This window comes from Streptomyces sp. NPDC023157 (assembly GCF_055560575.1).
In genome coordinates this window covers 255,399-281,671 of record NZ_JBVHIL010000008.1, presented here as the reverse complement: position 1 = coordinate 281,671, position 26,273 = coordinate 255,399, and the positions used below count along the sequence as shown (strand labels likewise).

Here is a 26,273-nt window from a genome sequence, read left to right as displayed (position 1 = left end):
ATGACGTGGTTCGCCGCGGTCGCGCGGTTGCGGGCACGCCGGGAGGCCGGCGTGCTCGTGACCGTCGCGACCGTGCGCGGCCACGCCCCGCGCGACGCCGGCGCGAAGCTGGTCGTCGGACGGACCGAGACCTGGGGCTCGATCGGCGGAGGCAACGTGGAGGCCGTCGCGATCGACCGGGCCCGGGAGATGATCGCCTCGGCCGCGCCGGAACCGGAGCTCATCGACTTCGCCCTCAACGACAAGGTGACCAACCGCCACGGGGTGCAGTGCTGCGGCGGCACGGTGTCGGTGCTGCTCGAACCCCTGCCGGTGGTACGGGCGGTGGCGATCTTCGGCGTCGGGCACGTGGGACTCGAACTGGCCCGGATCCTGGCCCGTCACGACCTGGACCTCCACCTGATCGACAGCCGCGCCGACACCCTCACCACGCAGCGGCTCGCCGTACTCGCGGACGCCGTCGCGCAGGTACGGGTGCACCACACGCCGCTGCTGCCCGAAGAGGTCCTGGAGACACTGCCGCCCGGCACCCACGTCCTGATCATGACCCACGACCACGCCGAGGACGCCGCGCTGTGCGATGCCGCCCTGCGCACGAGCCATCTCGGCTCCATCGGGCTGATCGGCTCGGCGGCCAAGTGGTCACGGTTCCGCAAGCGCCTCGCCACCGAGGGCGGGCACGACGACGCCGACATCGACCGCATCAAGACCCCGATCGGCCTGCCGGACATCACCGGCAAGGAGCCCGCGACGATCGCGGTCAGTGTCGCGGCGGATCTGCTGCGCGGGTTCGAGACCGGCTGAGTGGGGCGGGGAGATCGGCGCCCGCTTGTGTGCCGGCGCGGCCCCACCCCCGTTGAGGCCGGGTCCGGCGGCGGGTACGTTCGTGCGTACTTCTGGTCATTCGGCCCCTGGCGCCCGCATGCCTCGGGCACGCGCGGTCCTCGTCGCCGTGTCGGAGCCGAGGAGGTCGAGGACTTCGCGGGCTCGCTCCGGCTGGGTGGAGGACCTCAGTACCCCCGCGCTGAAGAGCGAGCTGATCGCGGTGTCGCCCGGCAGGGGGCCGACGATCACGACGCCCGGCAGGTCCATCAGCTCGCTGTGCTGCTGGAAGGCCAGGTCGGCCTGTCCGGACGACAGCAGGCTGCCGGCGGGCACACCTGGTGGGGCCTGGACGAGGCGGCCGCCGAGCGTGTCGGTGAGGTCGAGGCTGCTGATCAGGTCGACGAGTGCCGCCCCGCTCGGGCCTGTGGAGTAGGCGATCTTCTTCGCGGACAGGAGAGCGGCCCGCAGGTCGGATGCGGAGCCGAGTGCTGGGATGGGTGTTCCCTCCGGGACGGCGGCGACGACCTGGGAGATCCACAGCGGGCGCACGGTACCGGCCACGAGGTGCCCCTGCTCTTCCAGCGCGGCCAGCGCTCCGTCGGCGAGCACGAGCAGGTCGGCCTCCGCGCCCTCGCGTACGCGCCGTGCGGTCTCGACCCCGCCGGCGGCCTCGAATCGGACGGGGATTCCGTGGGCGAGCCGGATGTGCTCGGACAGTTCGGCCAGGATCGGCCGGGTCGCCATCGAGGACAGTCCGGAGATCTCTCGGTTCACATGGTCTCCTTGGTGTGCGGCAGATGGTACGGCGGGAAGTCGGGCTGCTCAACGCCGGTCTGCGAGACTGGCCGCGTGAGCGCAACCCAGATCTCCGCGGCAGGAAAAGTCCTCAAGGTCCTCTCGGCCTTCGACCGTGAGCACCCTTCGCAGACGCTGTCGGAGGTCGCTCAGCGTACGGGTCTGGCGTTGAGCACCACGCACAGGGTGGTGGCGGAGCTGGCGAGTTGGGGCGTGCTGGAGCGGGGCGACGACGGGGCGTGGCATGTCGGGCTGCGGCTCTGGGAGATCGCCTCGGGGTGCCCGCGTACCCAGATTCTGCGGGATGTGGCGCTGCCGTTCATGCAGGATCTCTATGAGGTGACCCACGAGAACATCCAGCTCGCGGTGCGCGAGGGCACGGAGCTCGTGTTCGTCGAACGGATCGCGGGGCATCGGTCGGTGGAGTTGCTGACCATGGTGGGGACCCGTTTCCCGATCGCCTCGACCGGGATGGGGAGGGTGCTGTTGGCTCACGCGCCGTCAGAGATCCAGGAGGAGGTTCTCGACTCGCCGCTGCGGTCCTGGACGCCGCATACCGTCATCGATCCGAAGGCGCTGCGCACGGAGCTGGACCGGATCCGCCGCGAGCAGGTCTTCGTCAGCGACCGGCAGCTCTCGGAGACCACGGTCGCTGTGGCGGGGCCCGTGCGGATCGGTCGGAGGGGGCCTGTCAGTGCCGCTTTGGGGATCGTGATCACGGCCCATGGAGCGGGCCATGCGCGCAAGCTGCGGGAGCCGCTCTCGAGGGCCGTGCAGGGCATCTCCGACGAGCTGGGGCGGCGTACGCGCACGACTGCCTGAGTTCCGACCAGGCTTCCGCCTGACGGAAACGGCAGCGACTGGCCGCGGCGCCGGGTGCCAACGTTCGACGTGTTCGGAACGTTCGCAGTTTCCCAGGAGATGCCATGGCTGATGCCGTCGTCGACACCGTTGCCTCGGTTCCCGTCGCTGTGGTCGGGGCCGGCCCAGCGGGCCTGATGCTGGCGCACCTGCTGGGGCGCGCGGGAGTCGACACGATCGTGATCGACACCCGCACCCGGCGTGAGATCGAGACGACGCAGCGGGCGGGCATCCTGGAGGCCGACGCGGCCCGGGATCTGGTCGAGACGGGCGTCTCCGACCGGATCCTGCGCGAGGGCCACGAGCACGAGGGCACCGAGCTCCGGTTCGGCGGCCGGCCGCATCGCATCCACTTCAAGGAGCTGGTCGGGGAGTCGGTGTGGCTCTACCCGCAGACGGACGTGTTCGTCGATCTGGCCGACGCGCGGGACCGCGACGGCGGCACGGTTCACTTCGGGGTCAGGGACACCGAGGTCCTCGACGTCACGACCGGCGCTCCCCGGGTGCGTTACACCGCGCCCGACGGGTCCCGGCACGAGATCCGCGCGCGGTACGTGGTCGGTGCGGACGGGTCGCGGAGCATGTGCCGCAATCTGGTGCCGGAGGAGCGGCGGGTGCGGTACGGCAAGGAGTACCCCTTCGCGTGGTTCGGCATCCTCGCCGAGGCGCCGATGAGCGCGCCCGAGCTGGTCTACGCCCACTCCGAGCACGGCTTCGCGCTGATCAGCCAGCGCACGGAGTCCGTGCAGCGCATGTACTTCCAGTGCTCCCCCGACGAGTCCGTCGACGCCTGGTCGGACGACCGCGTCTGGGAGACGCTTCAGGCCCGGGTGGCCGGTGAGGACGGCTTCCGGCTGAAGGAGGGGCCGATCACCGAGAAGACGGTGCTGCGGTTCCGGTCCTTCGTGCAGGAGCCGATGCGCTGGGGTTCGCTGGTGCTCGCCGGGGACGCCGCGCACACCGTGCCGCCGACCGGTGCCCGCGGGCTCAACCTCGCGCTGCACGACGTGAAGGTGCTGGCCGATGTCCTCCTGCGGGCACTCGGCCCCGCGGGCGAGGCCGGTCTTGACGAGTACCAGCCGCGCGCGCTGCAGCGGGTGTGGCGGGCGCAGAACTTCTCGCACTGGATGACCCAGCTGCTGCACACGGCGCCCGGTGCCTCGCCGTTCGACCTGCGGCGCCAGCTCGGCGAGCTCGACAACGTCGTGGGCACGCAGGCCGGTCGCGCCTATCTCGCCGAGCAGTACACCGGCTGGCCCGTCAGCTCCCTGGGCTGATCCCGACGACTTCAGGAGACAACCCATGATCATCGACTGTCACGGTCACTTCACGACGGCGCCGCCGCAGCTGGCGCAGTGGCGGGACCGGCAGGTGGCGGCGGTCGGCACCCCGGAGGACGCGCCCGATCCCGACTCCCTGGTCATCAGTGACGACGACCTGCGCCAGGCGATCGAGAGCAACCAGCTGCGGCTCATGGACGAGCGCGGCAGCGACCTGACCATCTTCTCCCCGCGGGCCAGTTTCATGGCCCACCACATCGGCGACTTCGAGACCTCGTCGACCTGGGCGCGGATCTGCAACGACCTCGTCCACCGCGTCAGCACGCTCTACCCGGACCGCTTCGCGATGGGTGCGATGCTGCCGCAGTCCCCTGGCGTCGACCCCGCGACCTGCCTGCCCGAACTGCGCCGCGCCGTCGAGGAACTCGGCGCGGTGACGGTCAACCTCAACCCGGACCCGTCGGGCGGCCGGTGGACCGCGCCGCCGCTGACCGACCGCAGCTGGTATCCGCTCTACGAGGCGATGGTCGCGTACGACATCCCCGCCATGATCCACGTCAGCACCTCGTGCAACCCCGCCTTCCACACCACCGGCGCCCACTACCTGAACGCCGACACGACGGCGTTCATGCAGCTGGTCCAGGGCGACCTGTTCGCCGACTTCCCGACGCTGCGGTTCGTCATCCCGCACGGTGGCGGCGCGGTGCCCTACCACTGGGGCAGGTTCCGCGGTCTGGCGATGGCTCTGGGCCGGCCGGACCCCGAGACGCTGCTGGACAACGTCTTCTTCGACACCTGCGTCTACCACCAGCCCGGCATCGACCTGCTGACCCGGGTGATCCCCAGCCGGTCCGTCCTGTTCGCCAGCGAGATGATCGGCGCGGTCCGCGACATCGACCCGGACACCGGGCACCACTTCGACGACACGAAGCGCTACGTCGACGCCACCGAGCACCTGTCGGACGAGGAGCGTGCCGCCGTGTACTCCGGCAACGCCCTGCGCGTCTACCCCCGCCTCGCCGCCCGCCTCGCCGCGGCCGGCCGCTGACCCCAGGAGAAGTACGCATGGAACACACCGAGATCGGCGTCGTCCACACCAAGGTCGACCGCACCGACCCGGAGGCCGTCGCGGAGCTGTCCAAGTTCGGCGTCGCGACGATCCACGAGGCCATGGGCCGGGTCGGGCTGATGCGCCCGTACCTGCGCCCGGTCTACTCCAGGGCCCGGCTGTGCGGCCCGGCCGTGACCGTGCTGCTCCAGCCCGGCGACAACTGGATGCTGCACGTCGCCGCCGAGCAGATCCAGGACGGGGACGTCGTCGTCGCGGCCTGCACGACCGAGAGCGAGGACGGCTTCTTCGGCGAGCTGCTCGCCACCTCGTTCCGCGCCCGGGGCTGCCAGGGCCTGGTCATCGACGGCGGTGTCCGCGACGTCGCCGACCTCGAGCGGATGGACTTCCCCGTCTTCTCCCGCGCGGTCAACGCCAAGGGGACGGTCAAGGCCACGCTCGGTTCCGTCAACGTGCCCGTGGTCTGCGGCAACGCCCTCGTCCGGCCCGGTGACGTGGTCGTCGCGGACGTCGACGGCGTCGTCGTGGTGCCGCGCGAGCGGGCCGCCGACGTGGCGGCCGCCTCGGCCGCCCGCGAGGCCGCCGAGGAGGGCAAGCGCGCGCAGTTCCGTGCGGGCAGGCTCGGCCTGGACATGTACGGGATGCGCGGCCCGCTGGCCGAGCTCGGGCTGCGGTACGAGGACTGACGATGACGACGAGCTTCGAGAAGACCCCCGGCTGGCTGGACTGGTACGCGGGTCCGAGCCGGCCGCAGTTCCGGCTCCCCGACGGCGCCGTCGACGCGCACTGTCACGTCTTCGGTCCGGGCGCGGAGTTCCCGTACGCGCCGGAGCGCAAGTACACGCCGTGCGACGCGTCCAAGGAGCAGCTCTTCGCGCTCCGCGACCACCTCGGATTCGCCCGTAACGTCGTGGTGCAGGCGACCTGTCACGGCGCCGACAACACGGCCATGGTCGACGCCCTGCGGGCCTCCGGCGGGCGGGCCAGGGGCGTGGCGACGCTGCGGCGCGACGTGACGGACGCCGAGGTGCGGGAGCTGCACCTGGCGGGCGTCCGCGGGGTGCGGTTCAACTTCGTCAAGCGGCTGGTGGACGCGGCGCCGCAGCAGGACCTGCGGGACGTGGTCGAGAAGATCGCGCCGTACGGCTGGCACGTCGTCGTCTACTTCGAGGCGGCGGACCTCGCCGATCTGCGGGACTTCTTCCTGTCGATCCCGGTGCCGCTGGTCGTCGATCACATGGGTCGGCCGGACACGGCGAAGGACCCGCACGGGCCCGACTTCGAGGCGTTCCTGAACTTCCTGCGGGCCCGGCCGGACATCTGGTGCAAGGTGACGTGTCCGGAACGCCTCTCGGTGAGCGGCCCGCCGGCCACGGACGGGGAGCGGCGGGCGTACCGCGACGTCGTCCCCTTCGCCCGGCGTGTGGTCGAGGAGTTTCCCGACCGGGTGCTGTGGGGTACCGACTGGCCGCACCCCAACCTGACCGACCACATGCCCGACGACGGGCTGCTCGTCGACTTCGTCCCGCACATCGCGCCGACGCCGGAGCTCCAGCGCAAGCTGCTCGTCGACAACCCGAACCGCCTGTACTGGCCCGACGTCAACTGATCCCCCCCTTGATTGGAGTCCCGGCATGTCGCTGGACAAGACCTACAAGCTGGTGCCGGGGACGACCATCTTCGACTCCGAGCAGTCGGCGAAGGGCTATCACCTCAACCAGTTCTGCATGTCGCTGATGACGGCGGAGAACCGGGCGAGCTACCTCGCCGACGAGCGCGCCTACCTGGACGCGTGGCCGCTGCGGGAGGAGCAGAAGCAGGCGCTGCTCGACCGCGACCTCAACGCGGCGATGCGCGAGGGCGGCAACATCTACTTCCTCGCCAAGTGGGGTGCCACGCTGGGGTTCTCGTTCCAGCAGATGGCGGGCTCGATGACCGGCATGACCGAGCAGGAGTACCGCGACATGATGGTCGGCGGCGGCCGCCCGGTCGAGGGGAACCGGATCGACCACGCCGTCCTCGAAGCGGCCCACGCCCCGGCGGCGCCCGCCGAGCACGCCTCCATCACCGGTGCCGTGTTCACCTCGCACGTGCCGGCGATCGGCGCGGCGCTGGACCACGGCAAGACCGAAGAGCCGTACTGGCAGCCGGTGTTCGAGGGGTACGAGCCCTCCAAGGCGTGGCAGCGGGAGAACGTCCCCGACGTGGTCTGCCTGGTCTACAACGACCACGCCAGCGCCTTCGACCAGTCGCTGATCCCGACCTTCGTGCTCGGCACCGGCGCCTCCTACCCCATCGCCGACGAGGGGTACGGGCCCCGGCCCGTGCCCGGTATCGAGGGCGACCCGGATCTGGCCGCGCACATCGCGCACTCGCTGATACGGGACGACTTCGACCTGACCCTCGCCAACGAGATGCCCATCGACCACGGTCTGACCGTCCCGCTGTCGCTGATGTTCGGCGACGTCGAGAAGTGGCCGTGCAAGGTCATCCCGTTCCACGTCAACGTGGTGCAGTACCCGGTCCCCTCGGGTGCCCGGTGCTTCAAGCTCGGCCAGGCTCTGCGCAAGGCCGTCGAGTCCTACGACCGGCCGCTCAACGTACAGGTGTGGGGCACCGGCGGCATGAGCCACCAGCTGCAGGGCCCGCGCGCCGGCCTGATCAACCGCGAGTGGGACAACGCCTTCCTGGACCGGCTGGTCGCGGACCCGGCCGGCCTGGCCGAGGTCCCGCACCTGGAGTACGTCGAGGAGGCGGGCTCGGAAGGCATCGAGCTGGTCATGTGGCTGATCGCCCGCGGCGCGATGAGCGACGTCGACGGCTCCGGCGAGGTCGAGGTCAAGCACCGCTTCTACCATGTGCCGGCGTCCAACACCGCCGTCGGACACCTGATCCTGGAAAACCGCCCGAGGGCTGAAGAGCCCGCCGAGAAGGAGTGACATGACTGACGACCGGACCCTGCGGATCGCCCTGGCCGGCGGTGGAGCCTTCGGCGCCAAGCACGCTGCCGCGCTCAAGCGGATCGAGGGCGTCGAGGTGGCTGCCGTCGTAAGCAGCTCCCTCGAACGTGCCCAGAAGTTCGCCGCGGAGCAGGGCGTGGGCCGCGCTGTCGCCTCCCTGGACGAGGTGCTGGCGATGGACGACATCGACGCCGTCATCCTCGCCACCCCCACCCAGATGCACGCCGCGCAGACCCTGGCCTGCCTGGAGGCGGGCAAGCACGTCCAGGTCGAGATCCCGCTCGCCGACTCGCTGGAGGACGCCGAGGCGTGTGTGGCGGCGCAGGAGCGCACCGGGCTCGTCGCGATGGTGGGCCACACCCGCCGCTTCAACCCGAGCCATCAGTGGGTGCGGCAGCGGATCGAGGCCGGCGAGTTCAACATCCAGCAGATGGACGTGCAGACGTACTTCTTCCGCCGCGAGAACCTCAACGCGCTCGGACAGCCGCGCTCCTGGACCGACCACCTCCTGTGGCACCACGCCGCGCACACGGTCGATCTGTTCGCGTACCAGACGGGTTCGCCGGTCGTGCAGGCCAACGCCGTGCAGGGTCCGATCCACCCCGGGCTGGGCATCGCAATGGACATGTCGATCCAGCTGCGCGCGGCGAACGGCGCCATCTGCACCCTGTCGCTGTCGTTCAACAACGACGGGCCGCTGGGCACGTTCTTCCGCTACATCGGCGACACCGGCACGTACATCGCCCGGTACGACGACCTGTTCACCGGCAAGGAGGAGCCGATCGACGTGAGCGGGGTCGATGTGTCGATGGACGGCATCGAGCTCCAGGACCGCGAGTTCGTCGCCGCGATCCGCGAGGGCCGCGAGCCGAACTCCTCCGTCGCCCAGGTGCTGGCCTGCTACCGGACGCTGGCCGCCCTGGAGGAGCAGCTGAACGCTGTCGCGGGCGCGTGAGCGTGCCGACACGTTCCGGCGCGGGGTACGCCCCGCGCCGGATCGGGCCGTTCGAGGTCCCGGCCGTCGGTCTGGGCTGCATGAACCTGAGCCACGCGTACGGCGTCCCCCCGACGCCGGAGGCCGCCGAGCGGCTGCTGCTGACGGCTGTGGAGGAGGGTGTCACGCTCTTCGACACTGCCGCGCTGTACGGCTTCGGTGCCAATGAGGCGCTGGTCGGGCGGGTGCTGGCGGGGCACCGGGACCGGATCGTGCTGGCCAGTAAGTGCGGGATGACCGGGGTCGACGGCCGCCGGGTCATCGACGGGCGTCCGGAGACGATCCGGCGCACCGCCGACGAGGCGCTGACCCGGCTGCGTACGGACGTCATCGACCTCTACTACCTGCACCGGCTCGACCGGAAGGTGCCGGTCGAGGAGAGCGTCGGCGCGATGGCCGAGCTGGTCGCCGCCGGGAAGGTGCGCGCCCTGGGCCTGTCGGAGGTGTCCGCCGTGACCCTGCGCCGGGCCCACGCCGTGCACCCGATCGCCGCGCTGCAGAACGAGTACAGCCTCTGGTCGCGCAACCCGGAGGAGGGCGCGCTGGCGGCGGCCCGCGGGCTGGGGGTCGCCCTGGTGGCCTTCAGTCCGCTGGCCCGCGGCGTCCTCACCGACGCACCGCCGGACCCGGAGACCCTGCCGGCCTCCGACATCCGTCGGGGCATACCCCGCTTCGACGCCCGCCACTACCCTGCCAACCTGGCCCGGCGGTCCGAGCTGGCACGGCTGGCGGAGAAGGCCGGCATCAGCCTTCCGCGGCTGGCCCTGGCCTGGGTCGTCTCCCGGGGTCCCCACGTCATCGCGATCCCCGGGACCCGGTCGGTGGCCCACCTGCGGGAGAACCTGTCGACGCTCGACGCCGAGGTACCCGGCGAGGTGCTCGACGCGGCGGGACGGGCGCTGAACGCCGCGACCGTGCACGGCGCCCGCTACAACGAGGTCACCCTCGCCGAGATCGACACCGAGCGCTGCGGGCGGGCAGGCTGAGGCGGGGCCCGGGAATCGGACCGACCGGCGGTCGGTACCGGGACCCCGGGCCTCGCGGATCACGGCTTGCGCGCGACGCCACCGGCGATGCACTGCTGGGCCGCGTTCTGCTCGGTCCGCGGATCGTCCCGTCGCCAGTCGGCGCATCGCACCAGCCCCGGGGGGACCAACTCCAGGCCGTTGAACAGGTCCTTCAGCTCGTCCCTGGTCGAGAAGGTGCCACTGCCCATCATGCTGTGGAGGAACATGCTTTCCATCATGCGGGCGGTCTCGCTGTACTCGTCCTCCGGGTCCAGGAAGTGACTGAGTGCCACGTAGGAGCCGGGCGGAAGGGCGTCGATGTAGTCGCGCATGATGTCCTTGCGCGTGCGGGTTTCCTCGTGCTTGTAGTGGTGCAGGGTGCCCATGTGCAGCAACGCGATCGGCTTGTCCCAGTCCAGGTGAGAGCGCACGAGCTCGTTCGAAAGCAGCCGCTCCGGCTCGAAGATGTCCTCGGAGACGATGACGGCGTTCTCGCTCCCTTCCAGCAGCGCGCGGCTGTGCGCGAGCACCAAGGGGTCGTTGTCCACGTAGACGACCCGTGAGTCCGAGTCGACCTGCTGCACCACCTGGTGGGTGTTCTCCGCGGTCGGCAGGCCCGAGCCGCAGTCCAGGTACTGGGTGACGCCTGCCTGGCCGGCCAGGAACCGGCACGCGCGGATCAGGAAGGCACGGTTCTCCACCGCCAGGTCCGCCGCCTCCGGAGCCGCCCTCATCACGCTCCGGACCACCTCGCGGTCCACCTCGTAGTTGTCGGTGCCCTTCAGGAAGGCGTCATACACCCTGGCGATACTGGGTTTGGTCGGGTCGACGTACGACGGAGTACCGGACATGAAGCCTCACAGACAGTCTCGACAGGACCAGTCGGTCAGCGGCCTCGCAGTCCGCGGAGCCCGCCGACTGCGCAGGAGACCGGTGGCGAGGCAGACCTCACCCGTCCACGCGACGGCGATGCGGCGTCGAAGCCGCAGCCATCCTTCCGTCCCGGGATACGGCTCCGCGCGTGACATGCCGCCCCGAAGGAGTGACGCCGGCACTCATCGCCGTACCGGTGGGAACGCGAGGCCCGTCGGGGTGTTGAGGCCGGTCGAGGGGACGGTGGTCTGACCGCCGCCGGTCTCCCGGACGCGCACCACCCGGTTGTGGAAGCCGTCAGCGATGTACAGGCCTCCGCAGCCGTCGAGTGCGAGGCCCAGCGGATCGGCGAGGTCGTCGGTGGGCACCGTCGTCTGGCGCCCGCCGTCGGCCGCCACCTTCACCACACGGTTGTTGCCGCTGTCGGCGACGAACAGGTCCCCGGCGGAGTTCAGGGCGAGCCCCGTGGGCTGGGAGAGGCCCACGGTGGGCACGGTGGACTGGCCGCTGCCGTCGGCGGCCACTCTGACCACCCGGTCGTTCACGAAGTCGGCGATGTAGAGGTTCCCCGCGGCATCGAGAGCGAGCCCCCAGGGGTGCAGCAGGCCGGAGGTCGGGACGGTCGTCTGCCCGCCACCGGAGGCCGCGATCCTCACGATCCTGTCGTTGAAGCTGTCGGCGACGAACAGGTCCCCGTCACGGGCGACGGCGAGTCCGAGGGGCCGCGAGAGCCCCTCGGTCGGGACGGTGGACTGGCCGCCGCCGGCAGCCGCCAGGACGACCACGCGGTTGTTCCCCGTGTCCGACACGTAGAGGCGTCCGTCGGCGTCCCACGCCATGCCGGTCGGGCGTACGAGGCCCTCGAAGGGCACGGTGGTCTGGGCGCCGCCGCCCGTGGGCAGGACGACCACCCGGTTGTTGCCGTAGTCGGACACGTACAGGCTCGTCGGCTCATGGGGCCGTCCCGGCCCGGTCCCGGTCGCGCCCGCCGCCCCGACGGGGAGCGCGCACAGGGCCAGGAGGCCGGCCGCCGCGGCCAGCCGGCGGCCCCATCGGCGTGCCGCGGGGCGTTCGGCGGGCCGCGCGGTCACCGCGTCGGAACCGACCGTCGTACGTCTCATCGCTCACCCACCGCATCCCGGCGGCCGGCCCTGTGCCGTGCCTCCGCCGACCATAGGGACCGGCACCGGCCGCCGGCGGGACCACGCCGCTCCCCCGCCTCCGCGCCACTCCAATGCGCGGACTCCCCGAGCCTCGCCGGCCTGCACGCGGAGGCCGTACGCGCACCCCTGGGCCTTCCGCGGGGGGACTGGGGCAGCGGTGTCCCTGCGACCCCCCGTGTCGTTGTGACGGGCATGAGCTGCTCTCCACTGCTGCACGGCCGCCGTCCGGTTCCCTCGCCTCCCCCGCCCTCACGGACGGCGGACGGCGAGGGGAGGGGCGGAGGCCGCGGGCCCCGGGTCGGGGCGGTGGCCGCATGACGCGTGTCGTCGCCGACATCTCGGTCTCCCTCGACGGCTTCGTCACGGGTCCCGGCCCGGGGCCGGACACCGGTCTGGGCACGGGTGGCGACGCCCTGCACACCTGGGCCTTCTCCGACGACCCCGACGACCGGCGCGTCCTCGCGGAAGGGACCGCCCGCTCCGGCGCCGTCGTTCTCGGGCGTCGACTCTTCGACGTGGTCGACGGGCCGCACGGCTGGGACGACACGATCGGTTACGGGGCTCGCGAGGTCGCCAAACCGGCCTTCGTGGTGGTGACGAGCACGCCGCCCGCGACGGTCCGGCTCGGCGACCTGGACTGGACCTTCGTCACCACCGGTCTGACCGATGCCGTCGCCGTCGCGCGCGAGCGCGCCGAGGCCGCGTCGGCGGCCTCGGGCCGCGAGCTCGATGTCGTCCTGATGGGAGGAGGGGCCACGGTCGGTTCCGCCCTGGAGGCGGGGCTCGTCGACGTACTGGTGCTGCACCTGGCCCCGGTCGTGCTCGGCGCCGGCACGCCGCTGTTCACGGGTGGCGCGCCCCGGACGCTGACGCAGCGGAGCGTCACGGTGACCTCGACGGCGACGCACCTGACGTACGACGTTCCCTGACGGTGCGACGGGGCGCAGACTCGCTCCAACCCTCTTGACGGCCCATTAACTTACTTCTTAAATCATGGGGGAAACAAAGGAGTCGCGCCTTCCCCGGAGCTGTGACATGTCATGAGCATGCTTACCTGGATCCCCCGCTCGATCCGCTCGGAGCGAGCTCGCACCAGGCCTCGGGAACGCCCGGCCCTCCCCCCACACCACTGACGGAAGAGAGAGCATGCACTCCTCCCGCCCACCCCGCCGCCGTCTCGGCAAGGCCCTTTCGGGCCTGGCCTGCGCCGCGCTGCTGCTCGGCGTCGCCGCCACCGCTCCCGCACCCGCCGTCGAGGCCGACACCCACGTCGCCCCCGCCGCGCAGGCCGCCGCCGTCACCTTCGACGAGGACTTCGACGGCCCCGCCGGCTCCGCCGTCAACGCCGGCCGCTGGCAGATCGAGACGGGCGACAACGTCAGCAACCACGAGCGGCAGTACTACACCGCGGGTGCCGCCAACGCCGCCCTCGACGGGCAGGGCCACCTGGTCATCACCGCGCGGCGCGAGAACCCCGGCAACTACTCATGCTGGTACGGGCGTTGCGAGTACACCTCGGCCCGCCTCAACACCTCCGGCAAGTTCACCGCCCAGTACGGGCGGGTCGAGGCGCGGATGAAGGTGCCCCGCGGCCAGGGCATGTGGCCCGCGTTCTGGATGCTCGGGAACGACATAGGCCAGGTCGGCTGGCCCAATTCGGGCGAGATCGACGTCATGGAGAACGTCGGCTTCGAGCCCTCCACCGTCCACGGCACCCTGCACGGTCCGGGCTACTCGGGTTCCGGCGGCATCGGCGCCGGCTACACGCTGCCCGGCGGGCAGGCCTTCGCCGACGCGTTCCACACCTTCGCCGTCGACTGGGCGCCCGACCGGATCACCTGGTCCGTGGACGGGACCGTGTACCAGACCCGTACGCCCGCCGACCTGGGCGGCCGCACCTGGGCCTTCAACAAGCCGTTCTTCCTGATCCTCAACCTGGCCGTCGGCGGCTACTGGCCCGGCGACCCGGACGGCTCGACCGCCTTCCCGCAGCAACTCGTCGTCGACCACGTCCGTGTCACCACCGGGGACGCCCCCGGCACGGGTGCCCGGATCACGGGCATCGGTGGCAAGTGCGTGGACGTCGCGGCGGCGAACACGGCCAACGGCACCCCCATCCAGCTCTACGACTGCAACGGCACCGCCGCCCAGCAGTGGACGGTCGGCTCGGACGGCACGATCCGCGCGCTCGGCAAGTGCCTCGACGCGACCTCCGGGGGTACGGCGGACGGGACCCTCGTGCAGCTGTGGGACTGCAACGGCACGGGGGCTCAGCGCTGGGCCGTCAGCGGAGCACGGGACATCGTGAACATCCAGGCGAACAAGTGCCTGGACGCGACCGGCAACAGCTCGGCGAACGGCACCCGGCTCCAGTTGTGGACGTGCAGCGGCGGCACGAACCAGAAGTGGACGGTCGGCTGACCGGAGGGCCGCGCTGCTCGCCTCCGTACTCGGTGGGCCCCGGCCCGCCTCGGCGGCCACCGCGCCGGGGTTCCTGGACCCGGCCGAGATGCCACCGGACGAGTTCTCCGCCTGGTACTGGTCCTCCTTCCCGTCCGAGGGCTACTACGAGCCCCTGTGCGCGGACACCCTGGAAGTGCCCGGGCAGGACGTGTGGAGCGCCCAGTACTCCACTCCGGAGACCGGCTCCGGGGCGCAGGTGTCGGTGGTCCTGCCGTCCGAAGCCGAGGCGGCGCGGTTCGCCGCCAGCTGATCGCGGTGGGGCGACGGCGACACCGTGACGCTGGTGACGTATCTCCACCCGCCACTGTCCCACCAGCCCCATGCTCACTCGCCGTGGGCGACCTCACCAGCGAGCACGTTACTTCTCCGCGCGCGAGGAAGAAGAACCCGGCGGTCCGTACACACCGGCCAGCTCGACCGCCAGGCGCGCGAGCCGCTCCCTCGCCTCCGGCGGGTCCAGCACCTCGACGCGTGCCCCCAGCCCGGCCAGCTGTGTCGCGATGACCTCCGGCGTCGGCCCGTCGACCCGTATCTCCGTCCACCCGTCGGGGAGCTTCGGGCCGACGTGCAGGCGCCCGTCGAACAGCCTCTCCAGGATGGCCATGGCGCCTGGCTCGGCCCGGGCACGGACCGTCGCCGCGTACAGCCGCTCCTCCAAGCGCGCGGCGAACGAACGCCAGACCGTGGGTAGGTCGAAGCCGTGCGGCCGTACGACGGGTTCGCCGGTTGCCTCGACCGAGGCGACCCGGCTGAGCCGGAAGGTCCGCAAGCCGCGCTCCGTCTCGGCGACGAGGTAGTCGTGACCCGCCTTGGCCACGAGCCCGAGCGGATGGACGGTCCGCACGCCGACGGGCTTGCCGGGTCCGGCGTACCCGAGCCGCACCTGGATGCCGTCCACGACGGCCCGCCGGAGCGCGTCGAGGTGCGGCGCGGTGGCGGTGACGTCGGCGCGCGACCAGTGCGTGCCGTCGGTATGGCCGGCCCGCGACGCGGCCTCGGCGCCCGAACGCAGGGGTGCGGGCAGGGCACGCACCAACTTGCGCAGAACCGTGCGGAGTTCGGGTGTGGTCGACGAAGGGCCGGCGAGCAGGAACAGGGCCCGGATCTCCTCGGCGGTCAGCCCGGTGAGGTCCGTACGTGCGCCGCCGACCAGCGACCAGCCGCCGCCGCGGCCGCGCTGCGAGTAGACGGGGATGCCCGCGGTGGACAGGGCCTCCAGGTCGCGGCGTGCGGTCCGCGGCGACACTTCGAGTTCGGCGGCGACTTCGGCGACGGTCACACGGGTGCGTGTTTGGAGGAACAACAGGGTTGCCACCAGACGATCGGCTCTCATGCCGGCGATTCTCTTCGGGAAATAGGTCAGGAGATGACCTGTTCGGCTTCCAGGATGGGGGCATGACGCACACCGAGAACACCGCACCGTCCACTGTCGCCCCTCACGTCGGCGACGACCCTCGCCAGGCCCTGCTGAAGGCCGTCGCACTGGCCGGTCGTACCGTCGCCGCGGTCCGTCCCGAGCAGCTCGACGAGCCCACGCCCTGCACCGAGTTCACCGTCCGGCGACTGGCCGGGCATCTCGTCGCCGTCCTGCGCCGGATCGCCCTCGCCGGGCGCGGCGGCGACGTGGCGAGTCTCCCCACGGTCGCCGACGACCTCGCGGACGCCGCCTGGCAGGAGGCGTGGGACGCCGCGGTGCGGGAGGTCGAGGCGGCGTGGGCGGATCCCGCGATCCTGGGCCGGACGCTGACCCTGCCGTTCGGCAGCCTTCCGGGTGCCGCCGCGGCAGCCGTCTGGACGTCGGAGTTCACCGTGCACACCTGGGACGTGGCCACCGCGACCGGCCAACTCCCGGACTGGGACCCCGAGCTCGTGGCGATCTCGTACGCCGCCATGACGCGCGGCCTGCCCGCCGGACCGCGTGACGGCGCGCCGTTCGAGGCCGCGGTGGACGTCGACGCGGACGCGCCGGCCATCGACCGCCTCGTGGCGTGGTGCGGACGCAAGCCGTAACCAGCATCCGAAGCGGGGAGGGCGGCCCTGGCCGGGGTCGCCCTCCCGGTACGTTCGGGCAGGACGACGCCACGGCCCGGTGGCCGGCGGCGACGCGGACGGTGTGGCTCCGGCAGCGGCGGTCAGGGCACGGCGGGCGCGGGCACGGACAGGCCGGGCGTCATCAACAGGCGCGGACGGCTCGCCCGACTGCGCGGGGACGGGCGCCGCCGTCATCGGCGCAAGGAACGCCGTCCGCCCGCGGGGCGGCGGCCAGCCGGCTCACGAGCGCGCGTCGGCCGGGGTCTTGTCGCTGGGTGCGTGGTCAGTGGCGTCGTGGGTGCCAGTTCAGCAGGTGGCGGGCCTTGGTCTGGTTCCACAGCCCGGCTTGATCGGTTCCGGTGATGTGGAAGGCGTCGAACCCGTTGCGGTGTTCGAGGGCGGCCAGCACCGCGCTTGCCAGGTCGTCGGCCGCCAGGGCCTGGACCCGCACACCGTCCGCGGTATGGGTCCTGGGCGGTTGGCCGGGCAGTGCCCAGGCGGGCCAGGCCTGGTTGGTGGTCGGCCAGGCGAGGCGCAGCACGGTCACCGACATGTCCCACTGGCGGGTGGCGGCGTGGCAGACCTGTTCGGCCAGGCGTTTGGTCAGCCCGTACAGGTCGGTGGCGTCCGGCGGGACGGACTCGTCGAGGTGGCGTGCGGCGAAGTCGCGGTAGACGGAGAGGCTGGACAGGTGCACGGCGTGGGGGACGCCGGCCTGGTGGGCGGCGGCCAGGGCGAGGTGGACGGAGGTGACGTTGGTGTCGAAGGCGTTCGCCGCGTCAGCCAGTTGGTCGCCGGTGGGGTTGGTGAGGGCGGTGTGCAGGATGACGTCGGTACCGTCCATGGCAGCGGTGAGCGCGGCCGGATCGGTGGCGGATCCGGTGAGGTGGGTGTGGGCGCCGGTGCTGGGGCGCGGGTCGAGGACGGTGACCTCGTGCCGGGCGGTGAGGGCAGGCAGGATCAGTCCGGCGACGTAGCCGCTGCCCCCGATCACCAGGACGCGCATGCGGTCACGCTAGCAGGGCACCGCGGGCCTTGGGAGCCAAGTGTTCTTCGAGCTACTTCGAGCCGCCGAAGTCTTCCCTCGCTGTCGGTTTCACGGTGGAGTGTGTCGCGAGCTCGCGGGTTCGGCGGCCCGCTGATCGCTCAGCGGGCCGCTCGGTGGGTCAGGTGTCCGGGGATGCCGGGTCAGGCCGGTCCGGGGTCAGAAGCATGGGGTGTTGCCCCATGAGACGTATCCGGAGAGGTAGACCCTGCTGTAGGCGCACTTGCGTTTGCTGATGGCCTGGCGCGCGTTCCACGCTCCGGCGTAGACGGCGCCCGCGACCAGCCAGCCCCACGGAGGCGGGATGAGGAATCTGATCCAGTACGTGGAGAGGGTGCTCAGCATGATGGAGAACGTGAAGTCGCGGTCCCATCGGATGCCGACGCTGTACCAGTTGCCGCAGCACAGCCGCACCCGCCACAGGCCGGTGAGGTCCTGGTTGGTGACGGGGTTCTGGTCGGCGTAGTCGTAGGCGTTGGCGCTTCCGTAGCGGACCGGGTCGGTGCTCTGGAAGCGGCCGGTGGCCGGGTTGTAGACGCGGACGCCCATGAGGATGCTGCGGGTGGGGGTCTCGGAGGACCGCTGGTGGCCGCCGAGCCAGCCGTAGCGGTCCGTACCGCCGGACTTGGGGTTCCCGTACTCGTCGTAGTCCAGGACCTGGGGTGCCTGGGAGGAGTTGAGGGGCAGGGTGATGTTGATGTCGTTGTGCAGGCCGGTGAGTTCCAGTGCGACGGCGCCGGTGTCGGTGGTGACGGCGGCGAGGCTGCCCGTGGGGGCCGTCACCTGACGGCTGGTGCCGCCGGTGGTGGTGTTCTCCACGATCCAGCGGGGGTTGTCGCCGTCGGCTCCGTAGTGGTTGAGCTTGCTCGCGGTCGGGGACCAGGTGCCGGCGGTGTTGGTCTCGGTGGTCCAGCCGCGGAAGCGCAGGGCGGCGTCCAGGGTCCAGGTCTGCCGGTTGTTGCCGGCGGTCTGCTGCTGGGCGAGGTCGTTGGTGTAGTAGGCGGTGGTGGCGCCGGGCTGCGCGGTGGTGCGGCCGAGGGCGTCGTAGGTGTATCCGGTGTCGGTGAGCCGATCGCCCGAGTCGTAGGTGTGGGTGGCGGTGGTGGCTCCGGAGGTCGTGCAGGGCGCCCCGGGTGCGGCCTTGGTGGTTCCCTGGGCCGTGCGGTTGGTGTTCTTGTCGAAGGTGTAGGTGCGGGTCGTGCACACCCCGTTGGCGCTGTCGGCGACCTGCGTCAGGCGGCCGATCGCGTCGTAGGTGTACGCCTGGTTGGACGCCTGACCGGGGGTGCCGGTGTGGGCGGCCCATCCACCGTGCGTGGTGACGGCGACGCTGTCGTTCATGACGGTGACGTTGTCGGTGTCCCGGGTGTAGGTGCGTGCGGTGAGGTTGCCGGCGGTGTCCTTGGTCTGCCGCATGGTGTAGCCCCCGGGGAGGCCGCCGCTGACGGGGGCGCCGTCGGCGTCGTAGCGGGCGGTGAGGACGCCGGCCGCGGAGTCGTCGGTCGAGGTGAGCAGGCCGCGCGGGTCGATCCCGGTGTCGTAGGTGTAGGTGGTGGTGGACGGCGCGGTGTCGGTGACCTTGGTCGGCCGGTTCAGCGCGTCGTACTGGGTGGTGGTCACGCCGCCGTCGGCGTCGGTGTAGGAGGTCAGGCGGCCGAGCCGGTCGTACGCCTTGGTGATCGTGCCCGCGGTGGGCGAGCCGCTGGTGGTGGGCAGGCCGGTCGCCGGGTCGTAGCCGGTGGTGGTGGCCGGGGTGGTGGTGCCGAGGCCGCCGGTGACGGTGACGGTGGTGGGCCTGGCGGCCGCGTCGTGGCCGGTGGTCGTGGTGCGGGTGACGCCGTTGGCGGCCTCCGTCACCTTGGTGACCTGGCCGAGGAGTCCGTACTCGTTGGTCTTGGTGGCCAGTTGGGTCGGGTTCGCGCCGCCGCCGGTGACGTTTGCGGCGGGTCCGACGGTGCAGACGAGGTCGGCCCATTCGGGCCTGCCGCCGCACGGGCCGGTGCCGTCGCCGCTGTAGTACGTGGTCACGGTGGCGCCCGCGTCCGTGCCGTTGGAGGCGGGCAGGGTGGTCCTGGTGACTCGGCCTTGGGCGTCGTAGGAGGTGGTCTTGGTGAGGTTGAGGCCGCCGGGGTCCTGGGTGACGCTGGTGGCGAGGCCCTTGGTCCAGTCGTAGCCGGTGGCGGTCACGCGGGTGTCCGCGAGCAGTGCCGTGTTCACGCGTGGCTGTGCGCCGACGCTGGTCTTGGTGATCTCGTCGCGGGACACGGCGGTGCCGTCGGTCGGGCGGCCGGTGTCGAACTCGTTGACCGTGCGGGTCCGGGCCGCGATGGCGGTACCCGCCGCCGCCACGGTGGTGGAGCCGTCGACGAGGTCGCCGGCCAGGGTGATCGTGTGGAGCGGGCCGCGGACCTCCAGTTCACGGGTGCCTTGCGGGCTGTACCTGCGCTGCGTCGACAGCTGCAGCGCGCGCTCGGCGGTCGAGAGTCCGCTGATGCCCAGCGCGTTGAGCGTGGCCGCCGCGCCCGGCGCGCTGCCGAGGGCCAGCTCCCGGTTGCCGGCGGTGAGCTCCCGCACGAGGTGGCCGGTGCGGTCGTACTCGGTGGTGGTGATGCCTCCGCCGGGTCGGACGGTGTTCACCGGCCGGCCGGAGGCGTCGAGGTAGGTGGTCGTCGCGCGTCCGTAGGAGCCGGCGGCGAGCTGCGGGCCGTTGCTGGACGCCGGGATCTGATCGGCCGGGAAGACCGCGGTGGCGTCGGTGGCGAGGTCGGTCTGGCCCCAGCCCGCGACCGCCGCGGCGCCGAGGTTCTGCGGGGCGGAGGCGCCGGTGACCGGGACGCCGTAGACGAGGGTGGTCGTCGCGGTGCCGTCGGTCTGGTCGGTGCTGCCGGCGGCGAGCGTCGGGCGGGCCAGGGACAGCAGCATGCCGTCACCGGCCGTCGCCGACCCGCCGGCCTGCCCGTAGGTGAACGTCCACGGGAGCTGGCCCGCCGGGGTGAGCTGGGTGACCCGGCCGGCGGCGTCGTAGGCGTAGGCGGTCTTCAGCGCGGGGCTGATGCGCGGATCCCACACCTCGCGCAGGCGTCCAGCGCTGTCGTAGGCGTACCGGGACACTTCGGTCGCGGTCGACGCGGCGGCTCCCGGCGCGGTGGCCCAGAGCCGGATCGTCCGGACCTGGCCCGTGTGGTCGCCGAGCGTCGAGGCGGTCGCGGTGGTGGTGTCGGCGTAGACGAACTCCAGGATCCTGCAGCCGCGGGCCGCCTGGTTCGCCTCGCAGGCGGCGAGGGTGACCGCGCTGCTGGCCGTGATGATCCTCTTGGGGCGGGCCAGCGTCTTGTTGTCGGATGTGGTGACGGTCTCGGAGATCACCTCGGTCGTCGAGTTGGTCAGGCCGTTCGACAGCGAGGTGGTCACGGTCCACACGGTCGCCGCCGGGGAGGCCTTGGCGAACGTGGTGACGGAGCCGGCGTTGTCGGTGAGCGTGAAGACGCCGGTGAAGGAGCCGGTGAGGGTGAGGTGTTCCGCGCCGGGTTCGGGGACCCATCCCGTGCCGGCGGTGTTGGCGGTGAATCCGATGGTGGTGCCGTCGTTCTTCACCAGGTCGAGCGAGGTGTCCGACGTCTGGCGTACGGCGGTGTGGTCGGGGTTGGTCTTGGCCGCCTGGACTCCGGAGACCCACTCCTTGCCGAAGATGGGTGCCTGACCGTCCTGCCGCGCGCCGGCGTCCGGGGTACGCGAGTTCGCGCTGCGGGTCACCGTCATGTCGAACGCCGAGGCGTCGTTGCCGCCCAGGTTGTAGCTGCCCGTCAGCAGGTTGACGGTGCCGGGGCCGACGCCCGTCGAGGCCGCGCCGTCCGCGGTGCGGTCCACGACGACGCGCAGGGCGTCCGCGCTGCCGTTGCCGCCGGGACCCGTGAAGTCGGCCTTGATCTGGACGGCGCCGTCCGGGTCGGCGGTGCTGGTGGCGTTCCACACCAGCTGCGGGCTCGTGCCGTCGGTGAGGGCGACCGGCCATGTGGACAGCGGCTGGCCCGCGCGGGTGACGTGGCCGGGCGGGATCGGCGCCCAGGGGTCCGCGTCGGAGCGGCGCCACGCGAAGGTGACCTTGTCGTACTTGGAGGCGTCGGCCTCCGCGGCGAGCGGGAGGCGGGCCGGTGTGCGCTGCCCCTCGACGACGGAGGTGATGCCGCCGGCGCCGACGTGGAAGACGTACGGGACCGGTTCGGACTTGTTGTCGGCCTTGTCGACGCTGCGGACCTGCAGGGTGTTGGTGCCGCCCTTGTCGGGGGTGACCTGGAGCGTGACCGGGGTGGTGGCTCCGTTGGTGGCGACCTTGGTCCAGGTCGTGCCGTCCAGGGACCACTCGATCCACTCGTGGTCGGCGGACGGCGGGGTGACGGTGAACGCGCCGGTCTGACCGACGCCCTTCACCCAGCCGGACGACGGGTAGTCCGTCGAGGCCACCGACGCGGGCGCGGACGGGGCCGTGGTGTCGACGGTGAACGTCCGCCACGCCGACCAGTCCACGTTGTAGTGGGTGCCGTCGTACGGGTTGGTGCGGAACCGGTAGGTCCTGCCGTTCTGCAGCAGTCCGGCCGGCACGGTCACCGAGACCGGCTGTCCGCTGGGCGCGTACGGGGAGACCAGCAGGTTGCCGATCTGTGTGTCCATGGCACCGTCGAAGATCTGGAAGGTGCCGTTGATCTGGTCGTTGTCGGTGTCGGAGAACGTGTCGCGCAGGTTCGGCGTCAGCGTGTTGACGACGTAGCCGCTGCCGTTGGCGAAGAACGGCGGCCCGGCCTGGAGGTCGGTGCCCGTCTTCGGGCGGTAGTTGTAGGTCACCGACAGCTTGGGGATCTGTGTAGCGGCGGCGTTGCCGGAGTAGAACCGCTTCCACGCCAGGGTGTTGGCCTCGTCGGTCGCGCGGATGCCCAGCCCCTGTCGGGCCACCGTGGTCTGCCCCGCCCAGTACTGGAGCAGCGTGGTGACGTCGGCGTTGACGTACCCGCCGTTGGAGCAGTTCTGCCCCTTGGTCTCGGTCGAGGTGCCGTACCTCTGGTACCAGGTCGGCTGCGCGGTCCACACGGTGCCGGTGTTCGCGGTGCCGGTGTCCCACACCTCCCAGGACGTGGGCCTGGTGCAGTCCCAGGAGTGGTAGTTGAAGAGCGACAGCGTCGCCTTGGAGACCAGGGCGTCCTTGATCGGCGCCATGTCCCAGGTGATGAACGAGCGCGCCACCCGGGGTTTGGTGTTCGGGCCGGGATCCGCGTAGTCGCCCGGCCAGCCGATCTTCAGGTCGGTGGTGTTGGACTGGTCGGCGGTGTCGCCCTGCTGGACGAAGGTGTCGAAGACGTCCGACAGGACGCCGTCCGACGGGTCGACCGTGACCGGGTACTTCGTGGCCGGGTCCGCCAGGAATCCGGCGTTCGGCGTCAGTCGCAGCTCGATGTCGTCACCGAGCTGCACCACCTTCAGTCCCACCGGCGCCTTGTGGGTGTGCTCCAGCGACCGGCCGTCGACGGCGGCGTCCCACATCACCGGAGCGGGCATGGTGGACAGCTTGCGACCGGTCGCCTTCTCGGTGAACAGGACGGATCCGTAGCGTTGTTGACGTGCCGCGACTCCAGGGGCCTTGATCGGCAGCGTGAACGCGGCCGTTCCCGCGGGCCGCTTCCTGAGCACCAGGGACTGCTCGTATCCGGTGCGGGTCGCGTCGACCACCAGGTCGGCGGACGGCAGGACGTTACGGTACGTGGCCCGGGCGCCGTCGACGGTCGGGGCCGGCAGGCCGCCCTTCCACTGCAAGGACATGCTCTTGGCGCCCGCCGACAACGACAGGAGTTCCTGCGCGGGGGCCTGGGAGGCAGCCGTGAACGAGGGTGCCGCCGTTCCCTTCGCCCCGGACAGGCTGAGGCCGCGCGGGTGCGCCTGGGACGCGATCGTGCCGTCCGGACGCGGGGCGAACGCGACGTTCACGTCGACCCAGTCCGCGCCCCGCCGGAACCGGATCGGCCCCGCGGCCGTCTCCGTGGTGAGTGTCCCGTCCGGGTTCGCCCACGTCGTGGACGTCGTCGTGCGTGCGCCCAGGATCTCGACCCGGCGGCCCCACAGCTTCGCCGCGAGCCGTGCGGAGGCCAGGTCGTGGACGGGTGCGCCCGGCTTGGGCGCCTCGGCGTGCGGATTCGGGCGTACGGGCGCGGCGAACGCCGACTCGGAACCGGCCAGCAGCGTGACCGCCAGCGTGCCGGCCATCACGGCTGACGTCAGGCGCCGCGCACCGGGCAGCGGTGGTCTGTCGCGGAGTCGCGGCCCCTGCGCGGACCGGAATGAGCGTGCGGACATGTCTCTCCCTCCTTGGTGTCGGCCGTCAGAACGGGAACCACTGCGTGCACCAGGAACGGCCGTCGGCGTTCAGGTAGACGCACGCCTGAACCTGCTTGTAGGAGGGGTCGTAGTACATCCCGGACCAGGTGGCGATCGTGTTGGTGCCCGCGGACGTGGTCCAGTCGCTCTGTCCCAGCTCACGCGGTCCCAGACCGCCTTCGAAGCCGCCGCCGCCGTAGTTCCGGCGGTTCACGTACACGTGGCCGCCGCCGCTGCCCGTCGCATAGGTCGCGCGTGCCCAGGCGTACCGGTCCCCGTCCGTCGTACCCAGGCGCAGGGAGAGCCCTCCGAAGGGGTGGGGGATGTCGAACTGGCTGCCCGGGCCGCTCTGCCAGGTCTGGATGTTCGGGTTGTGGTCGTCGCAGCCGAACCCCGCGCACGCGGTGGCTGTGGCGGATGCCTCTCCGGCCAGCCCCACCGACGTGCCGAAGGTGAGGAACAGGGCCGCCGCCATCGAGGCGAGGCGGCGAGCGCGTGCCCCACGCCGCAACGGCGTCGCGTCCATGGGCTGCTGGGTCGTCTTGCCGTTCAAGTGAGTTCTCCCTGCCGTGACATCTCCGAGCCGCCGTCCACACCACCCCCGTGGATCCGGTGTGGACGGCGGCCTGCCCGTGCTGCGAAGAGGGTGGCGGCATGCAGGGTTGTCCTGACCGACACGCTGTCATCACCGCAGGTCAGGGCCGTCGTACGAGTGGACAATGTCTTGTCCGGGGACAACGGCGGGCGCCGGGCAGGCGACTCAGGGGCGCCACAGCATCCACGGATCGTCCGCGCAGGACGCCTGGAGCGCCTGCTCCAGGTCGGCGGCACCGGGGCGGATCGCAACGCACTTGCCGCTGTTGCGGTTGACCAGCTGCCACGCGCGGTGCGACGGGCGGTAACGGAAGGACCAGAACTGATCGGGAAAGAGCCCCGCCTCGTCGCCGCACGGGTACTGGGTGATGATCGCGTCGTCCGTCGTCCGCGCCGCGTCGACCGAAAGGCACAGGCCGCTGAACCGGTTGCGCACCGAGTACACCGTCCCCGCTCGCCCGGTCTTCTCCGGCGTCAGCTTCCAGAACTGCTCCGCGTCCGGGGCACATGTGGTCTGCACCATTCCCGCCGCGGGAATGTCGCTGTTCCGAGGCCCGGACAGGCACATACGGCTGGCCATGCCCGTCAGGCGGAACAGGCCGCCCGGCAGCGGAGGCGCGGCAGGCCGTCCCGCGCCACCATGGCCTGCGGTGGCCGAGGGCGATGCTTCTGAGGTGGGGCGCGCCGAAGCACCGCCTGAGGGCGGGGCCGCCGAGTTGGTCCGCCGCGGCTTGAGGGGCCCCGCGGGAGAGGCGCTCTGGTAGGTGGGCGACGCGGATCCGGCCCTCGGCGTCGCGGCGGCCGGCGAGCCACCGCCCGCGCCACTCGAAGGGAGCATGCCCGGGGACGGCATCACCATCGTGACGCTCACGCTGGGCGGCACATCACCGGCCACGCCCGCGGCGGGCGCCCGCCCACCCGCGATCACCACACCCGCCGCTGCGGACATCAGAGCCAGGCACAACGCACCTGCCGCGTAAAGTCCCCCCGACCGGCTCGCCTTCGAGCCCTCGCCGCCCAGCGCGAGGAGACTCCGCCGCATGCCGCCCGCGTCGCCGTTCGGCGGCACGGCCCAGGGAGCCAGTTCGCCGGCGTACGGGCCGAGCGCCTGCCCGCTGATCCGCCACTGGAGCACGAGCACCTCATCCCCGTGGTGCTGGAGAAGGCACCAGAGCCGCGCGAGCGCGAGGACGTGCTCCGGGTCCGCGGCCGCCTCCCCTCGCACCGCTCCCGGCTCGATCTCGTTGGCCAGACGAAAGGCCGCGACCTGCACCTCCCGCACGGCCGCGAGACGGACCAGAGCGTCTTCCGCCCGGACAACGGCTGTGGACCTCACCACGGCGCCGACCAGGGGACCCGGACTCCTGTCCGCGCTCCCCGACTCGTCGACGCCGGCCACGGCTCCCCCACCGGACCCCGCGGCCAGGAACGGCCCCTGGAGGAGCCGAATGATGGTGAGCAGTACGTCGACGAGCACAGCGGCATCGGCCGCCGTCGCCTCGGCGCGCCGGAGCGCCTCGCCCGGAGACACCGCCGGATCCATCACGGCCTGCGCGGTGAGTACCGCGTCATGCAGCACCCGGGCGCGCTCCAGCATGGCCGCACGCCCCCGCGCATCCCGGAATCGGTCGCGTACGACCGCGTTGAGCCTGCCCAGCGGCGTGATGCGGGCACCCGACCGGTACTCGCTCCAGAGCGTCCGCCCTCCGCCGAAACGATCCGCCAGTTCTCGTACGGTGAGATGCGCGGTGATGTCCCGTAAGAATCCGGCGAGTTCGTCCGCCGCCGGATTGGCTCCCCTCACCGGGCCTTGCCGCCGTCCCGTCCTTGCCATGGTGCAACCCCCTCGGATCATGCCCTCAGCCGGATCGACCAGAGACAACCGGCCCGCGTCGGCACCCGTCCAGCGACCTCGGACGAATTGACGGAATTACGCGAATGTGGCGTGATCAC

At 71.7% G+C, this 26,273-nt stretch carries 21 protein-coding genes; 13 read left to right on the top strand and 8 right to left on the bottom strand.

Annotated features, from left to right (window positions below):
* Positions 1-804 (top strand): xanthine dehydrogenase accessory protein XdhC, encoded by an 804-nt coding sequence (gene xdhC / locus ACZ3ZE_RS27820; protein ID WP_467261170.1) that lies wholly within the window; start codon positions 1-3, stop codon positions 802-804.
* Positions 805-900: 96 nt separating this feature from the next.
* Here xdhC and ACZ3ZE_RS27815 read toward each other — a convergent pair whose 3' ends face one another.
* Positions 901-1,599 (bottom strand): substrate-binding domain-containing protein, encoded by a 699-nt coding sequence (locus ACZ3ZE_RS27815; RefSeq protein WP_467261168.1) that lies wholly within the window; start codon positions 1,597-1,599, stop codon positions 901-903.
* A 75-nt stretch (positions 1,600-1,674) separates the two neighbouring features.
* Here ACZ3ZE_RS27815 and ACZ3ZE_RS27810 point away from each other — a divergent pair, with 75 nt between their 5' ends.
* From ACZ3ZE_RS27810 to ACZ3ZE_RS27775, 8 genes are all read left to right on the top strand, one after another.
* Positions 1,675-2,442, top strand: a complete 768-nt coding sequence (locus tag ACZ3ZE_RS27810; protein WP_467261166.1) for an IclR family transcriptional regulator — start codon at positions 1,675-1,677, stop codon at positions 2,440-2,442.
* A gap of 104 nt (positions 2,443-2,546) precedes the next feature.
* A complete protein-coding gene (locus tag ACZ3ZE_RS27805) occupies positions 2,547-3,758 on the top strand; it encodes a 4-hydroxybenzoate 3-monooxygenase (protein ID WP_442306147.1) in 1,212 nt (403 codons plus the stop codon).
* A gap of 25 nt (positions 3,759-3,783) precedes the next feature.
* The gene (locus tag ACZ3ZE_RS27800) at positions 3,784-4,809 is read left to right on the top strand and encodes an amidohydrolase family protein (RefSeq protein ID WP_442306148.1); all 1,026 of its coding nucleotides are present in this window, start codon (positions 3,784-3,786) and stop codon (positions 4,807-4,809) included.
* Positions 4,810-4,826: 17 nt separating this feature from the next.
* Positions 4,827-5,516, top strand: a complete 690-nt coding sequence (gene ligK / locus ACZ3ZE_RS27795; protein ID WP_467261164.1) for a 4-carboxy-4-hydroxy-2-oxoadipate aldolase/oxaloacetate decarboxylase — start codon at positions 4,827-4,829, stop codon at positions 5,514-5,516.
* 2 nt (positions 5,517-5,518) lie between these two features.
* Positions 5,519-6,439, top strand: a complete 921-nt coding sequence (locus tag ACZ3ZE_RS27790) for an amidohydrolase family protein (protein ID WP_361630231.1) — start codon at positions 5,519-5,521, stop codon at positions 6,437-6,439.
* A 25-nt stretch (positions 6,440-6,464) separates the two neighbouring features.
* A complete protein-coding gene (ligA, locus tag ACZ3ZE_RS27785) occupies positions 6,465-7,769 on the top strand; it encodes a protocatechuate 4,5-dioxygenase subunit alpha (RefSeq protein WP_467261162.1) in 1,305 nt (434 codons plus the stop codon).
* A gap of 1 nt (position 7,770) precedes the next feature.
* Positions 7,771-8,745, top strand: a complete 975-nt coding sequence (locus tag ACZ3ZE_RS27780) for a Gfo/Idh/MocA family oxidoreductase (RefSeq protein WP_361630225.1) — start codon at positions 7,771-7,773, stop codon at positions 8,743-8,745.
* A gap of 2 nt (positions 8,746-8,747) precedes the next feature.
* Complete coding sequence (locus ACZ3ZE_RS27775; RefSeq protein WP_467261160.1) at positions 8,748-9,770, top strand: aldo/keto reductase; 1,023 nt, start codon at positions 8,748-8,750, stop codon at positions 9,768-9,770.
* Between the two features lie 59 nt (positions 9,771-9,829).
* Here the strand turns inward: ACZ3ZE_RS27775 and ACZ3ZE_RS27770 are convergent, their stop codons facing one another.
* Together ACZ3ZE_RS27770 and ACZ3ZE_RS27765 are read right to left on the bottom strand one after the other, a co-directional pair.
* Positions 9,830-10,642: an SAM-dependent methyltransferase gene (locus ACZ3ZE_RS27770; RefSeq protein ID WP_467261158.1), complete on the bottom strand. Its 813-nt coding sequence runs from the start codon at positions 10,640-10,642 to the stop codon at positions 9,830-9,832.
* A gap of 204 nt (positions 10,643-10,846) precedes the next feature.
* Entirely contained in the window at positions 10,847-11,785 is a 939-nt protein-coding gene (locus ACZ3ZE_RS27765; protein WP_467261156.1) for a virginiamycin B lyase family protein, read from the bottom strand.
* 356 nt (positions 11,786-12,141) lie between these two features.
* Here ACZ3ZE_RS27765 and ACZ3ZE_RS27760 point away from each other — a divergent pair, with 356 nt between their 5' ends.
* The 3 genes from ACZ3ZE_RS27760 to ACZ3ZE_RS27750 all read left to right on the top strand — a co-directional run bounded on the left by ACZ3ZE_RS27760 (position 12,142) and on the right by ACZ3ZE_RS27750 (position 14,540).
* A complete protein-coding gene (locus ACZ3ZE_RS27760) occupies positions 12,142-12,756 on the top strand; it encodes a dihydrofolate reductase family protein (RefSeq protein ID WP_361177430.1) in 615 nt (204 codons plus the stop codon).
* Positions 12,757-12,973: 217 nt separating this feature from the next.
* Complete coding sequence (locus tag ACZ3ZE_RS27755) at positions 12,974-14,248, top strand: ricin-type beta-trefoil lectin domain protein (RefSeq protein WP_363293280.1); 1,275 nt, start codon at positions 12,974-12,976, stop codon at positions 14,246-14,248.
* Positions 14,249-14,336: 88 nt separating this feature from the next.
* Positions 14,337-14,540: a hypothetical protein gene (locus ACZ3ZE_RS27750; protein WP_467261154.1), complete on the top strand. Its 204-nt coding sequence runs from the start codon at positions 14,337-14,339 to the stop codon at positions 14,538-14,540.
* Between the two features lie 108 nt (positions 14,541-14,648).
* On the opposite strand, the gene ACZ3ZE_RS27745 is transcribed toward ACZ3ZE_RS27750, so the two are convergent.
* Positions 14,649-15,623: a helix-turn-helix transcriptional regulator gene (locus ACZ3ZE_RS27745; protein ID WP_467261152.1), complete on the bottom strand. Its 975-nt coding sequence runs from the start codon at positions 15,621-15,623 to the stop codon at positions 14,649-14,651.
* A gap of 62 nt (positions 15,624-15,685) precedes the next feature.
* Between ACZ3ZE_RS27745 and ACZ3ZE_RS27740 the strand changes: the two genes are divergently transcribed.
* A complete protein-coding gene (locus ACZ3ZE_RS27740) occupies positions 15,686-16,300 on the top strand; it encodes a TIGR03086 family metal-binding protein (RefSeq protein ID WP_361177422.1) in 615 nt (204 codons plus the stop codon).
* Between the two features lie 304 nt (positions 16,301-16,604).
* On the opposite strand, the gene ACZ3ZE_RS27735 is transcribed toward ACZ3ZE_RS27740, so the two are convergent.
* The 4 genes from ACZ3ZE_RS27735 to ACZ3ZE_RS27720 form a co-directional block, all read right to left on the bottom strand.
* A complete protein-coding gene (locus ACZ3ZE_RS27735; RefSeq protein ID WP_361177420.1) occupies positions 16,605-17,327 on the bottom strand; it encodes an NAD-dependent epimerase/dehydratase family protein in 723 nt (240 codons plus the stop codon).
* A 198-nt stretch (positions 17,328-17,525) separates the two neighbouring features.
* Positions 17,526-23,615, bottom strand: coding sequence for a DNRLRE domain-containing protein (locus ACZ3ZE_RS27730; RefSeq protein WP_467261150.1), 6,090 nt, complete (start codon positions 23,613-23,615; stop codon positions 17,526-17,528).
* Between the two features lie 115 nt (positions 23,616-23,730).
* The gene (locus tag ACZ3ZE_RS27725; RefSeq protein WP_361177416.1) at positions 23,731-24,279 is read right to left on the bottom strand and encodes a hypothetical protein; all 549 of its coding nucleotides are present in this window, start codon (positions 24,277-24,279) and stop codon (positions 23,731-23,733) included.
* Positions 24,280-24,486: 207 nt separating this feature from the next.
* Positions 24,487-26,154, bottom strand: coding sequence for an RICIN domain-containing protein (locus ACZ3ZE_RS27720; protein ID WP_467261148.1), 1,668 nt, complete (start codon positions 26,152-26,154; stop codon positions 24,487-24,489).
* Positions 26,155-26,273: the final 119 nt, after the last annotated feature.